The organism is Streptomyces sp. NPDC055013, assembly GCF_053608645.1.
Map to the genome: position 1 here is coordinate 76001 of NZ_JBSGVW010000035.1, position 13314 is coordinate 89314.

At 69.0% G+C, this 13314-nt stretch carries 12 protein-coding genes and 1 pseudogene; 6 read left to right on the forward strand and 7 right to left on the reverse strand.

Annotated features, from left to right (window positions below):
* Positions 1 to 64: 64 nt before the first annotated feature.
* Positions 65 to 1168, reverse strand: coding sequence for a hypothetical protein (locus tag ACWGDB_RS33250; RefSeq protein ID WP_453825851.1), 1104 nt, complete (start codon positions 1166 to 1168; stop codon positions 65 to 67).
* Positions 1169 to 1457: 289 nt separating this feature from the next.
* On the reverse strand, positions 1458 to 1691 hold the full coding sequence (locus ACWGDB_RS33255) for a hypothetical protein (protein ID WP_453825852.1): 234 nt from the start codon (positions 1689 to 1691) through the stop codon (positions 1458 to 1460).
* A 148-nt stretch (positions 1692 to 1839) separates the two neighbouring features.
* On the opposite strand from ACWGDB_RS33255, the gene ACWGDB_RS33260 reads away from it, so the two are divergent.
* Complete coding sequence (locus ACWGDB_RS33260) at positions 1840 to 2583, forward strand: class I SAM-dependent methyltransferase (protein WP_453825853.1); 744 nt, start codon at positions 1840 to 1842, stop codon at positions 2581 to 2583.
* Positions 2584 to 2735: 152 nt separating this feature from the next.
* On the opposite strand, the gene ACWGDB_RS33265 is transcribed toward ACWGDB_RS33260, so the two are convergent.
* Complete coding sequence (locus ACWGDB_RS33265; RefSeq protein ID WP_453825854.1) at positions 2736 to 3218, reverse strand: hypothetical protein; 483 nt, start codon at positions 3216 to 3218, stop codon at positions 2736 to 2738.
* Between the two features lie 258 nt (positions 3219 to 3476).
* Between ACWGDB_RS33265 and ACWGDB_RS33270 the strand changes: the two genes are divergently transcribed.
* On the forward strand, positions 3477 to 3959 hold the full coding sequence (locus ACWGDB_RS33270) for a GNAT family N-acetyltransferase (RefSeq protein ID WP_453825855.1): 483 nt from the start codon (positions 3477 to 3479) through the stop codon (positions 3957 to 3959).
* Positions 3960 to 3987: 28 nt separating this feature from the next.
* On the opposite strand, the gene ACWGDB_RS33275 is transcribed toward ACWGDB_RS33270, so the two are convergent.
* Positions 3988 to 4389, reverse strand: coding sequence for a DUF3662 domain-containing protein (locus tag ACWGDB_RS33275; protein ID WP_453825856.1), 402 nt, complete (start codon positions 4387 to 4389; stop codon positions 3988 to 3990).
* Positions 4386 to 5525: a YihY/virulence factor BrkB family protein gene (locus ACWGDB_RS33280; protein WP_453825857.1), complete on the reverse strand. Its 1140-nt coding sequence runs from the start codon at positions 5523 to 5525 to the stop codon at positions 4386 to 4388. Before ACWGDB_RS33280 ends, ACWGDB_RS33275 begins: the two co-directional genes overlap by 4 nt.
* 181 nt (positions 5526 to 5706) lie before the next feature.
* Here ACWGDB_RS33280 and ACWGDB_RS33285 point away from each other — a divergent pair, with 181 nt between their 5' ends.
* The 3 genes from ACWGDB_RS33285 (at position 5707) to ACWGDB_RS33295 (ending at position 10549) form a co-directional block, all read left to right on the forward strand.
* Complete coding sequence (locus ACWGDB_RS33285; RefSeq protein ID WP_453825858.1) at positions 5707 to 6273, forward strand: PadR family transcriptional regulator; 567 nt, start codon at positions 5707 to 5709, stop codon at positions 6271 to 6273.
* An 86-nt stretch (positions 6274 to 6359) separates the two neighbouring features.
* A complete protein-coding gene (locus ACWGDB_RS33290; RefSeq protein ID WP_453825859.1) occupies positions 6360 to 8078 on the forward strand; it encodes an acyl-CoA dehydrogenase family protein in 1719 nt (572 codons plus the stop codon).
* 305 nt (positions 8079 to 8383) lie between these two features.
* Entirely contained in the window at positions 8384 to 10549 is a 2166-nt protein-coding gene (locus ACWGDB_RS33295) for a SpoIIE family protein phosphatase (RefSeq protein ID WP_453825860.1), read from the forward strand.
* Positions 10550 to 10648: 99 nt separating this feature from the next.
* Here ACWGDB_RS33295 and ACWGDB_RS33300 read toward each other — a convergent pair whose 3' ends face one another.
* Entirely contained in the window at positions 10649 to 11836 is a 1188-nt protein-coding gene (locus ACWGDB_RS33300; RefSeq protein WP_453825861.1) for a type III polyketide synthase, read from the reverse strand.
* Positions 11837 to 12304: 468 nt separating this feature from the next.
* On the opposite strand from ACWGDB_RS33300, the pseudogene ACWGDB_RS33305 reads away from it, so the two are divergent.
* Positions 12305 to 12496: pseudogene (locus tag ACWGDB_RS33305) on the forward strand (transposase); the annotation flags it as partial.
* Positions 12497 to 12601: 105 nt separating this feature from the next.
* On the opposite strand, the gene ACWGDB_RS33310 reads toward ACWGDB_RS33305, so the two are convergent.
* Positions 12602 to 13300, reverse strand: coding sequence for a TetR/AcrR family transcriptional regulator (locus tag ACWGDB_RS33310; RefSeq protein WP_453825862.1), 699 nt, complete (start codon positions 13298 to 13300; stop codon positions 12602 to 12604).
* Positions 13301 to 13314: the final 14 nt, after the last annotated feature.

The window sequence follows — 13314 nt, forward strand, 5'->3', positions numbered from 1 at the left end:
CCGCGGAGACATGCGCGCCCCTGCGGGAGGTACGACAGTCTGGCACTGTTCGATTGCCGGACGACTAGAAGATGTCGGCCGACCTGCCCTGGAGATTCTCGAGGATCGTGCGTATCCATGGGCTGCGAACGGCCGGTAGCCGGACCAAGGTGTGGTGGAACCCTCCTCGGTCGGCCCGGAACAGGTAGGCGGGGCGCGGCGGGAGCGGGTCGTCGCGGAGTACGTCTTGGGGTATGCCGCCCGACGCGGGAACAGGCAAGTACGGCTCGGGAGAGACCAGCCACAGCCACACCCCCAGCGGCAGGGGCACCAGGTATGCCGATGCAGCCGGGGCGGCGGGGGTCCAGGTCTGCCCCGTCCGGGGATGGACCGGTACGAGGAGGATGTCGACGTCCGCACCGGCGGAGGGTTCTCCCGGTCCAGCCAGGACGGCGCGTCGCGTTGGGGGGCCTGCGGGCAGCAGGGCATCGAGCGCGCGTTGGAACACGTCCGCGGTCAGACCGTCGGGGACCTTCACCGGCTGCCCTTTGGAGGCCACCAGCAGGTGGGCGAGCGCCTGGCCGGCTGCCGCCTCCCATTGCGGACTCCACGACCAGTAGTGACTCGGCCCCAACCGTCCTCCCCACGTGCCGATCGCCTCGAACGGGGGCCTGCTCTCCCCCCTCTCGACCAGTTCCGCCCAGGAGTACGGCTCCGCGTGGACACCCTCGACGAGGATGCGGCGCACGCCGTTTGAGCTGAGCCGCACTGCCTGCCACAGCGAGCAGTCGTCGACCCTGGTTGCCACGGGCAGGTCGCACGCCTCGCAGGCCATGTTGGGCCCGTCGGCCCCGTCGAGGCCACAGCAGGAACCGCCGCGCTTCTCGGGAATCAGCCGGGTACCGCGGATGTCACCGGGAGCGATGACGATCGCCCCGGGCGTGCCGTCCGACAGGGCGTGAACCGGCGCGTAGATGCCGCGTGCTTCCGCCTCGCCCGGATCGATCTCGTCCCACATCCGCCACGGTCCTCCCCAGGGGTCCGGGTCCACGGCAAACGTCCCTGACTCCATGAGCACCGGTAGTTGGGCCCCGTTCCCGTACGTCTGACGGGCGTGAGGGGGAAGGGCTGTCTGAGACAAGGGGACTGTCAGCTCGGCACCGCAGCCCGCACAAATGAAGACGAACAAAGGCCCTCTCCGTAAGCGAAACAGCTGCATGGTCGCAGCTCGGCGGCGGCCCGCCAACGCATTTTCTTCATGCGCCGTGGGAACGGCACCCGCCAACCGCGTTTTTGTCGGCGGCGGCCCCTCTTCTTCGGACTCGCCGCGGGTTGTTCAGGGTGAGGGAGCGGGTTTCTGAACAATCGGCCGGCCGCTGGAATCGGTGCAGCGGGGCACCAGTCGGCCACCTCGGACCCGAGCCCATCAGGGCGTTCGGGTCCGCGGCTGCAGGAACTCCCGCCGTACCGTTTCCGACTCATCGAAGGGCGACGACGTGAACCGTATCCGCCGCATGCCAGCCGCCAGCTTGCTGAACACCGCCGGTATGGGCCGCCGGCCCCGCGACGACGGCCGTGACGCTGACCACGGCAGTCACGCTCGGGTTCGGGAGCTTGAAGATCACGAGTGTCAGCTCGCGATCAGTGAAGATGTCGGCCGCCGGCGGGAGCCTCAGAGATGTCTGCTGGAGAAGTGTCCGGTGTTTGCCCACTCACGGGCGGACTTCTTTGTGTCATCGGTCTGTAGGGCGGCCGAGCAGCTGCGCAGAAGACTGTCTGTCACGACCACGACCCGGCGAACCTGTGGATCAGGCGGGCCGGTGTGGCCGTGTACACGACGACGAACAGGGGAGCGCAGCCGTGAGTGTGCAGCAGTACGACGAGATCGGCGAGGCATTCGAGGGGTTCAAGTCCCTGCCGCTGACGCGCTTTGGGGAGGTGCCGAGCTTCCTGGGTCTGGTCGGGGACGTGAGCGGCAGGTCGGTTCTCGACCTGGCGTGCGGCACCGGTTTCTACAGCAGGGAGTTCAAGCGGCGCGGCGCCACGGATGTGTTTGGTGTCGACATCTCCGTCGAGATGATCGCCGCCGCGCGGGAGTTCGAGCAGCGGGACCCGCTGGGTGTGCGCTACGAAGTCGGTGACGTGGCCGAACTGCGGCCTTTCGACCGGCATTTCGACATTGCGGTGGGCGTGCAGTGCCTCAACTACGCGGAGGACATCGCGGCGATGGAGCGGATGTGCCGCAACATCCACCGAAGTCTCGTGCCGGGCGGAGAGTTCTTCGTGTTCGCGCAGAAGCCTGACTACCGGTTCGACTGTCCGTCCCTGGACAAGTACGGGTTCCGCTGCGAGCCGACCGGCGAGGAAAGCGAGACGGGTCCGCAGGTGCGGGTCACGGCGCTCCTCGACCCGCAGCCCGTCAGCATCGTCGCCAACGCGCCGCGCCGCGAGGTCTACGAGCAGTGTCTGCAGACGGCCGGATTCAGCGAGGTGGAGTGGGTTCCGGTGCAGGTGGCCGAAGCCGGCATCCGTGAGTTCGGCGAGGACTTCTGGGCTGACCTCCTCGCCTACCCGCCACTGGAGATGCTGCGCTGCCGTGCCTGACCGGCTGACTGGCCGGGGATAGGGGCGGTTCGCCGCTCGCACGCTCGATCCCATGGGGAACGGTCACTCTCTGCGCCCAGCCCCGCTCCGGGAGGGCAGTGTCCCTACCGTCAGCGGGGTGGGGCGGGGCGGGGCCGAGCGCGCGGGCGTGATCAGCGTCGCAGCATGCCGCACCACAGGCCCCGGGCATGGGCCGCGGGTCCCCGGCGGCAGGTCACGCCCTCGGCGATGAGGGCGATACCGATGCCCAGCAACCAGACGTCCTTGGCCAGCACGGTTCCCGGCTCAGTGGGGCGCAGACTTCCTTCCTGGCGCATGCCTGGCGTGCGCAGGTACAGCCCGAGAGTGCCGCAGGAGAATGCGGTCAGCGCAGTCCCGGCGACAGCGGCTGGGACGACCGGCAGGAGCAGCGCGGCGGCAACGGCGATCTCCTCGGCGGAGAGCTGTCGAGTGAACTTCTGGGCGTCGAGCTTGCCCAGGAAGGGGTAGGTGGTGGCGGCGAGCTGCTGGAGTCGCTCGGCGGTGGCCTGATCCGCGTTGCGTTTCGACAGTCCGGAGTTGAGAAAGAACGCACCGACGGTGAGCCTGAGCGGCAGTTGTCGCGCAGCGGAACGCCAAGCCGAACCGGATGCCATGCCGAGCCTCCTGACCCTCACCCCCGCCTACCACCATGCCACCGGCCCGAACCATGTCAAACGGGAGTAATCGCCGCGCATGACCGAGTGGCCGCGTATGGCCGGGTGGCCGTTGCGGGCGGGGACGGCGGTGGCCTCGGTCGGTGGGCGTGCCGTGACTCCGACGCCACTCCTTCCGAGGAGGACCGCGCCCGTTACTGCGCGCATTGGGACGGTTAGGATCAGGAGCCCAACCCCTCCCGCCAGAGCTGGATCTTTGTGCCGACTGGACAACACCTCCCCACCATCCGCCCCGCGACCGGGGCAGATCTTGATGATCTCCAGGCTCTCGCGCGTCGCACGATTGACGCCCGCTACCGCGCGTTCCTCGGCGACGAGGCAGTGGACTGGTTCATCGGCAGCGGGGCTTCGGACGCTCACGTCGAGAGTCAGCTGGCGAAGGGCGGAGTGGACTGCCTCAGCCAGGAGGGCCGGATCATCGGCTTCTCCATACTCGATGACTCCACGATCGACCTGATGATGATCGACCCGGATCATCATCGCCGAGGGCTCGGCCGACTCCTGCTTCGTCACGCGGAGGAAACGCTCTTCGCCCGCCATGCCGCCATCCGGCTGGAAAGCTTCGCTGACAACGCCGCGGCCAACTCGTTCTATGAGGCGTGCGGATGGCGGCGCGGGGAGAGGCTTGAGGGTGAAGGGCCGACCAAGGTCGAGTACGTCAAGAACGTAAAGCGCGACTGACGGTCGAACCCAATGAACCCATCCGGCGTCAGTGGTTCGAGGCCGGAAAACCCTCGGCCCTGACGTTGGGCATCACCGTGCTCGTCACGCGGTAACGCCCGTTGGGGACGTCGCAGGACTTGGTGACGTGCACAGCCAGTGGTCCGGCCCACTCATACCCTTGGTGCTCGCCGTGCTGTGCCAGCCTGTCGGTGAGAACCTGCCCCACCTGGCCCGCCTTGGGGGCAAGTTCGTCGTGGACGTGTTCGGCCAACTCCACGTCGTACGCGTTCGGAACCACGACCCGGCTTTCACTGCACACCACGGCGTTGCTGTCACATTCACGCCGCAACGCATCCACCAACTCGACCGGGTCCCTGCGGAAGAACTGTGCCCAAAGCGCCTCTCCGGCGCGCTCGAGAGTCCGTTCCCATCCGGTGAGCGTGCTCATCGGCTCGTCACTCCTTCTTCCTCGTCATCATTCGTCAAGCGGTACCGGTCTTCGTCGTTCCACGAGCGGGTGTCACGCGGCTCGACGTACGGCTCCTGTTCCGGCGGGTACCCTCCGGCGATGGCGCGCTGGCGGGCGGTCTCGGTGTCGAACTCAAGGCCCAGCAGGACGGCGATGTTGGTGATCCACAGCCACACCAGGAAGACGATCACGCCGGCGAACGTGCCGTAGGTCTTGTTGTAGGACGCGAAGTTCGCGACATAGAACGCGAAACCGGCAGAGGCGATCATCCAGACGGCCAGGGCGAGGATGCTGCCCGGCGTGACCCACTTGAAGCCGCGGATCTTCGCGTTGGGGCTGGCCCAGTACAGGATCGCGATCATCAGGGTCACCAGGACGACCAGGACCGGCCATTTCGCGATCGACCACACCGTCAGAGCGGTGTCACCCACTCCGAGCACGTCGCCGGCTCGGCGGGCGACGGCGCCGGTGAAGACCACGATCAGGGCGCTGAACACGGCGAGGATCACCAGCACGATCGTCAGGGCCAGCCGCAGCGGCAGCACCTTCCACACCGGGCGGCCTTCCGGTACGTCGTAGACGGCGTTGGAGGTGCGGATGAACGCAGCCACGTAGCCGGACGCCGACCATACGGCCAGGGCCAGCCCGACGATCGCCATGATCGACCCGATGCCGGAGTTGGCCTGCAGCTGGTGCACCGCGTCGCCGATCACGTCGCGGACGGCGCCCGGGGCGAGCTGCTGGACGTGGTCCAGCACCGCACTGGTCGCCGACTGCCCGGCAACCCCCAGCAGGGACACCAGCACCAGCAGGGCGGGGAACAGCGACAGGATGCCGTAGTAGGTCAGGGCTGCCGCACGGTCCGTCAGCTCGTCGTCCTTGAACTCCTTGAGCGTGCCGCGCAGCACCGCCCGCCACGACTTCTTCGGCATATCGGTGGGTGCGTCCGGTTCTTTGCGTTCCACGTCCGGCCCCGGGCCGAACCTCTCCGGCTCGCTCACGCGGCCGTGCCTCTCGCCGCGGTCTTCCTGTTCGCCGGTCTCCACGCCTTGCACGGGGCCACGGCCCGGCCGGGCGTCCTCGCGTCTGTGTCCTGGTCCGATGAGCTCCGCCATACGCGGCGAGTAACCACAAACAACGCAGTCACCCGGCTCGCGCCCTTTTGGGGGGATGCCGGCACGGTGTTGGCGCGTTGAGGGAGCCGTCCATCGCGCACGGCCACTGCCTGGCGTGACCCCTGTCTCACCTGGGCGGCGCCCCTTGGCTATGCAACGAGTTGCATACAAAGATCGAGGCATGGCGCTCGAGCACGCGATCCTCGTCTCCCTGCTGGAGAAGCCGGGCACCGGCTATGAGCTGGCCCGGCGGTTCGACCGGTCCATCGGATACTTCTGGACCGCCACGCACCAGCAGATCTACCGCGTCCTCAAGCGCATGGAGAGCGACGGCCTGCTCGCCGTCCGCGGGTTGCCGCAGCAGAGCCGGCCGGACAAGAAGGAGTACTCCGTCGTGGGGCCCGGCCGTGCCGCCCTCTCGCGGTGGCTGCACGAATCGATCGAACCCGAGAGCATCCGGCACGAACTCGCCGTGAAGATCCGCGGCGCGGCCTTCGACGACCCGTCCGTGCTGATCCGTGAGGTCGAACGGCACCGGCAGGTGCACAGTGACCGGCTGGCGCACTATCTCGCCGGGGAACAGCGCGACTTCACCGGCCCGGCGGCCCCGGCCCCGCTCGACGCGGGTCAGGAGCTGCAGCATGTCGTGCTGCGCGGCGGCATCGCGTACGAGCGGATGACTGTCGCCTGGCTCGACGACGTACTCGCCACCCTCCGTCGACTCGGCACGTCGGACTCGCATCCCTGAACTGTCGGCCACGGCCGCTCGCACTCCACGACCTTCAGTTCCGCACCATCGACCCTCACCCCTCAACCTTCGGAAGGCGGACCTCCATGGCCGACTCCCTCCTCTTCAACCCGCGCACGTACGACCCGGCGCAGTTCGACCCCGAGACCCGCAGGTTGCTGCGCGCCACCGTCGACTGGTTCGAGGACCGGGGCAAGCGGAGGCTGATCGAGGACTACCGTTCCCGCGCCTGGCTGGCCGACTTCCTCGCGTTCGCCGCCAAGGAAGGGCTGTTCGCCACCTTCCTCACCCCGGCGTCCGCCGCCGGCGACAAGGACCAGCGCTGGGACACGGCCCGGATCGCCGCCCTCAACGAGATCTTCGGCTTCTACGGTCTCGACTACTGGTACGCGTGGCAGGTGACCATCCTGGGTCTCGGACCGGTCTGGCAGAGCGACAACGCGGCGGCTCGCACCCGCGCCGCAGAACTCCTCACCCAGGGCGAGGTGTTCGCCTTCGGTCTCTCCGAGAAGACCCATGGCGCCGACATCTACTCCACCGACATGCTGCTGACGCCGGACGGCAACGGCGGCTTCACGGCGGACGGTTCCAAGTACTACATCGGCAACGGCAACGCCGCCGGGCTCGTCTCGGTCTTCGGCCGACGTACCGACATCGAGGGCCCGGACGGCTACGTCTTCTTCGCCGCAGACAGCCGCCACCCGGCGTATCACCTCGAGAAGAACGTCGTCGACTCCTCGAAGTACGTCAGCGAGTTCCGCCTCGAGAACTACCCGGTGGGACCGGACGACGTCCTGCACGCCGGCCGTGCCGCGTTCGACGCCGCCCTCAACACCGTCAACGTCGGCAAGTTCAACCTCTGCACCGCCTCGATCGGCATCTGCGAGCACGCGATGTACGAGGCGGTCACCCATGCGCACACGCGCATCCTGTACGGCCGCCCCGTCACCGCCTTCCCGCACGTGCGCCGAGAGCTGGCCGACGCTTACGTCCGCCTCGTCGGCATGAAGCTCTTCAGCGACCGCGCCGTCGACTACTTCCGCTCCGCCTCGCCGGACGACCGCCGCTACCTGCTCTTCAACCCGATGACGAAGATGAAGGTGACCACCGAGGGCGAGAAGGTCATCGACCTGATGTGGGACGTGATCGCCGCCAAGGGCTTCGAGAAGGACACCTACTTCGCCCAGGCCGCCGTCGAGATCCGGGGGCTGCCCAAGCTCGAAGGCACGGTCCACGTCAACCTCGCTTTGATCCTCAAGTTCATGCGCAACCACCTCCTGAACCCGGCCGAGTTCGCGCCCGTGCCGACCCGCCTCGACGCGGCCGACGACACGTTCCTCTTCGAGCAGGGACCGGCCCGTGGCCTGGGCTCCGTGCGCTTCCACGACTGGCGCCCCGCCTACGACGCGTACGCCGGCGTTCCGAACGTCTCCCGCTTCCGGGAGCAGGCCGACGCCCTGTGCGAGTTCGTCACCACCGCAGCCCCCGACGAGGAGCAGAGCCGCGACCTCGATCTCCTGCTCGCCGTCGGCCAGCTGTTCGCGCTCGTGGTGCACGGCCAGCTGATCCTGGAGCAGGCCCGCCTGACGGACCTCGACGAGGATGTGCTCGACGAACTGTTCTCCGTCCTCGTCCGCGACTTCTCCGCGTTCGCCGTCGAACTGCACGGCAAGGACTCAGCCACCGCGGATCAGCAGCGTTGGGCGCTCGGTGCCGTCCGGCGTCCCGTCATCGACGCAGCGCGTTCGGCGCGCGTCTGGGAGCGTGTCGAGGCGCTGGCCGGGGTGTACGAGATGGCCCCGTGACAACGTCCCCGGGGTGCTCGTCGACACGTGACGGGCATGGTCTCCCGGAGCAGTGACGCCGTACGCCGACGTCGCCACGTACCCGCCGTAGCCCTTGCCGCGGCGGGTACCGCGCACGGGACGAAGAAACAGAGACGAGTCGGATCGTCTCGCAGAGCCCCCTCGTAAAGCCTTCTCGAGGCGCCGATGTGGGCGAAGCCGCCCCCGGTGTTATTCAATGAGGTGTGCGGTCAGGGATCTCGGGGCCCCGTCGCGCGGTCCGAGTACGGCCCCGGCGCTGCGCCGGGGATTGCTGAGAGAGTCGTATGGACTCCACACCCTCCCGCTCATCCTCGTCGGCGTTCCACCTGGTCAGCCGAGCCCTGGGGCGCTACATCCCCCGCGGTGGAGCGGCCGCCGGACCCGCCGGTCCCGCCGACGAGCAGGGCGACCGCACCCCGCGCCACCCCGTACCGGACAACCCGGCAGCAAGCCAGCAGGAGCAGATCCTCGGCGCGGTCAACGTGGACCGGGATCTGATCATGACCCGCTGCAATCTGGACGCCCCCGTGTTCGCGGGTCTGGACGCCGTACCCGGGAAAGCGCTCATCGATCTCCTGCCCCCCTGGGACGTACCGACGGTCACACGGCGGTTGCGGCAGGTCCTGGAGAGCGGTGAGGCACACGTCGCCCGAATCCAGCGCCTGCGCCGCAACGACGGGTCGGAGCTGGTGGTCTCGCTGAGCATCCTGCCCGCCGCGGCGCCCGAGGAGGGCCTGACCGTCTCCATGATCGCCATGGCCCGGAGGCTGCACCTCTACGCCGCCGAGACCGCGATCGGCACCTCGCTGGACATCGGCGAGACCGCGCAGTCGCTGGCGGAGTCCCTCTTGGCCTGGGGAGACGTGGCGGCCGTCGACCTCGACTTCGCCGTGTGGACGGGCGAGGGGGTCACCGGGCAGGTGCAGCGGCGCATCCGACTGCGGCGGGCAGCCCTGGTGCCGGACCGGGTATGGCCCGAGGGCTACATCACACCCGGCGGTGACCTCCCCAGCGACGCGAGCCGCCTGCTGGCGCAGGCAGTGCTGCAAAACGATGCTCCCCAGGCCATCGTCATACCCGACCGGGAAGCCGTCGAGCGGGTGCTCGACAGCCCGCGGGTCGTGCGTGCCCTCGTGCCCGTCGACCGGTCGGCGGGCGTGGCGTGCATACCACTGGTTCTGGACGGCGCGCCGCCCGTCGTACTCGGCGTGGCCGAGGTCTGGCGGCGAGCGGACCGCCCCTTCCGCGACAGCGAGCTGTTCGACTTGCAGGAGCTGGTGGCCAGGACAGCCCACCACGTCGACCTGGCCCGCCAGCACCAACGCGAGCACACGCAGGTGCTGGCACTGCAACGCCGACTCCTGCCACGTACCGGCGGCGACACCATCGAGATCGCCAGCGTCTACCAGCCCGCCACCCCCGACAGCGCGGGCGTCGGCGGCGACTGGGTGAACAGCTTCCCCCTGTCGGACGGCCGTACCGCGCTCGTGGTCGGTGACGTCGTCGGGCATGGCCTGGGGGCCGCCGCGACCATGGGCCAGCTGAGCATGGAAGCCCGCGCGCTGCTGTCCGCCGGGCTCGCGCCCGACGAGGTACTGGAGCACCTGGACGAGACCGTGTCGCTGCTGGACGACGCCGAATCGGGGCTGGCGGCCGGCTACAGCGCCCTCGGCTCGACCTGCTGCATCGCCCTCTACGACCCGGTCAGCTACCACGTGGCACTGTCCAGCGCCGGCCACCTCCCCCCGATCCTGGTCACCCCGGACGGGCACGCCGGCCCGCTCCCGCTGCGTCCGCACCCCGGCCTGGGTGCCGAGTTCGCACTGCGGGAGCCGTTCGACGTCCACACCTTCGTCGCCGCCCCGGACTCCCTGCTGGCTCTCTACACCGACGGCCTGGTCGAGGATCCCGCCCTCTCGATCGACGAAGGCATCGACAGGCTGGCGGCCGCCGTGTCCACGGTGCACCCCTGGGACACCCTGCAGCAGGCCGCACGGCACGTCGTCTCCGAGCTGGCTCCCGCGCGCCAGCGCGACGACGTGACGCTGCTGCTCGCGCGCATGATCGGCTACCGCAAGGGGGACACCGCGACCTTGCGGCTGGCCGCCCGCCACGACGCCCCCGCTCGCGCCCGAGCGCAGGTCTTCGCGCTGCTGACGCAATGGCGCACCAGGGACGCCACCCGGGACAAGGTGGTGCTGCTGGTCAGCGAGCTGGTCACGAACGCGGTCCGGTTCGCTGCCGGCCCCATCACGGTGCGGCTGATCAGGTCCGCCAACGGGCTGCTGTGCGAGGTCGGCGACACCGGCAACGGCAGGCCACGCCTGAAGCGGGGCGATCTGCTCGACGACGGCGGTCGTGGCCTGAGCATCGTGCACCGGCTCACCACCCGGTGGGGGGTGCGGTGGACGGACACCGGGAAGGTTGTCTGGGCGGAAGTCGCGAGGTGAACAGGCTCACTGTCGGGGAGGCCACAGGCGTGCGGGAGTGCTAGGGATTCCTCTGCGCGAGGGTTCTTCGGGTACGCCCAGCGCGGCCCCGTGCTCCCGCTACAGCCACTGCCCCTCCAGAGCCGTGGCGGTGAGACCGGGTGCCGCCGCGTACAGAACGGCGCGGTTGCCGGGCTTCTGCTGCCCGGCGTCGTGCGCCCGCCGCAGGATGTCGAACACGGCGGCGCCTCCGCGGTTGCCGCTGGTGTAGCTGTCCCGGCTGTAGTCCAGCAGTCCCGACGGCCACGCGTCGGGCATCGTCTGCTCCATGTACTCCAGCACCCGGGTACCGCCGGGGTGGGCGAGCAGCACGTCGGGGTGCCAGGCGTCGGGGTCGTCCTGGTAGCGCAAACGCAGCCACTCCCACATGGCCGTGACCGTCTCCTGCACGGCGCGCGGTCCACGCCGGTCCATCACGAAGTGGGTGCCGTCCGCCCGCGTCTCCAGGCGGTGCAGGTCCTGGGTGCCGGGCAGGGTGTGATTCCATGCGGCGTCCAGCCGCAGCACCGACTCGGGCCTCGGGCGGCCCGTGACCACCGCGGCGACCGCCGTATCCGCGAACAGCAACCGGACGATCAGGGACTCGAGGGTGTCGTCTGCGGGCTGGTAGGTCGTGCTCAGCGCCTCCGCGATGACGATCAGGACCACCCGGTCGGGGTCGGCGGCGACGAGATCCGCCGCGAGCGCCAGGGAGCGGGTGCCCGCGATGCAGGCCCACTGCGTGGCCGGCAGCAACATCACATCGTTGCGGAGCGGGAGCTTGTTGGCCAGGGCCATGTCCAGTCCGGGCAGCGCCGGGGTGGTGGAGTGACTGGTGATCAGGCAGTCGACGTCGGCGGCGTCCAGACCGGCCGCCTGTAGCGCCCCGCGCGCCGCACGCTCCCCGTAGGACTGCACGGCCTCCCAGGCCGGCGCCGTGCGCTCCTGGACGGTCTGCGGTGCGGGTATGGACTCGAGGGCGGCGATCACGCGGTCCACGTCCGGCTGTGTGAACCCGTCGCGCATGAGCGCCTCTTGGGCCGGCGCCACACCGACGGCGTCCAGGCCGTTGCCGCTGCCGGGCGCGACTGCGGACTCCAACGGCAGCATCCAGCCGCGGCTCTCGATGCCCGTACTGGCCGCAATGCTGTCGATCCGCGGCGCCCACGCCGCGCCCGGGTGCCGGGCGCTCACCTCCGCCACGATCTGGCTGGTCTTCACGGCGTGCTCGCCGTGTATGACGGCAGGAAGCGAGAGGTAAGCGGCCATGATGGTGCACCTTCCAAGGGAGGGGAGGGGGGACGCGTGAGGAGGGAGAACGGGGGAGCGTCACAAGTGCTGTGTCATGGGCCACGTCGGAACTTGGCGCCCAAGACGATGCAGTTGGACTCCACTTCGGGAGTGTGTGTCCGGATCGAGCCTGGCGCTAAATGGACATTTGCGCTGTGATGCAGACAACTTAGGCGTGGGCTGGATTGCGTGACACGGCACACACCGCTGAGTCGCGGGTGCCGACAGGGGCGGTTTCATGGATTGCTGTGGCGAAGTCTCGTCGCCCGCGTGGCGGAGGTGCTCCAGGAGGCGAGGGCCCTGGGCGCTCACGGGGGCAGCCACAGCGGCCACGGTCTCTGATCGTCACGCCGGGACAGGGGGTCGACTGCACCCAGTTCAGGCCGTGCTGGAGAAGATCCGTGTCCCTGGAGTCGGGCCGGGCGGGCCCGCAAGAAGTCCGATGGCCTCGCGGCGGACAAGGGCTACAGCAACGGTCCCTGCTGCGACCACCTGCGGCGAAGAGGGATCCGGTACTTGATCCCGGAGAAGACCGACAGCCAGGCCGTCCGCCTGCGGAAGGGATCGCGCGGCGGTCGTCCACCCGGCTTCGACGAAGAGCGGTACAAGAAGCGCAACACCGTCGAACGGACCATCAGTAAGCTGAAGCACCCCAGGCCTGCGGCCGCCAAGACCTGGTTGGAGCCATACGGGTTCCGCCGCCCGGTTGCCCGTAACGCCAGGGGGTCCGGTGGGACCTGGCGCTCACGCCTCTCCCGGCTCACCCTTTCCGGCGTTCTCTGCCAGATTGGGCACGCCCAGCAGGGCGAGGCAGATGTGCAGCACGGCGTCCTCCAGGGCGGGGACTTCGCCGATGCGCCCCTGGCGCAGACAGCGGCAGACGGCTTCGTGTGTGGCGTCAGCCGCGGCCATGTAGTTCTCATGGGGGACACGGCGGTGACCTGGAATCCTGGCGTGCCAGGCGCGCATCGACTCGGCGAACCAGGAGCGGCAGGAGTCCTGGTGCTCCTGCGCCCGGCCGCCGGCCGTCGCCGTCTCCAGGAAGAACGCTTTGGCGAATTCGGGCTCTTCGGCGATCAGCTCGAGAAAGGCACGGATGGAGGCACGAAGCGTCGCCACGGGGGAGAGCGACTGTGCCGACGAGCGGGCGAACGACGCCCCTAGCCGCTTGACCATCAGTTCGCGGCCCGTCTCCGCAGCGGCGATGAAGCACTCCTCCTTGTCCGCGAACAGCTCGTAGAACGTCTTGCGGGACACGCCAGCCCGTGCCGTCACATCGGCCACGGTCGCGGCGATGTAGCCCTTTTCAGCCACGACGACCGTCATTGCGTAGAGCAGCCGCTGGCGTTGCGAACCCGTCACACGCTCCCGCGCGAGCCCGTGCGGCCCGCGCGGAAGGTCGGTCAGGCTCGGCTGCAGCAGCGGCCAGATTGGCTCTCTCATGAGTGAGAAACAGT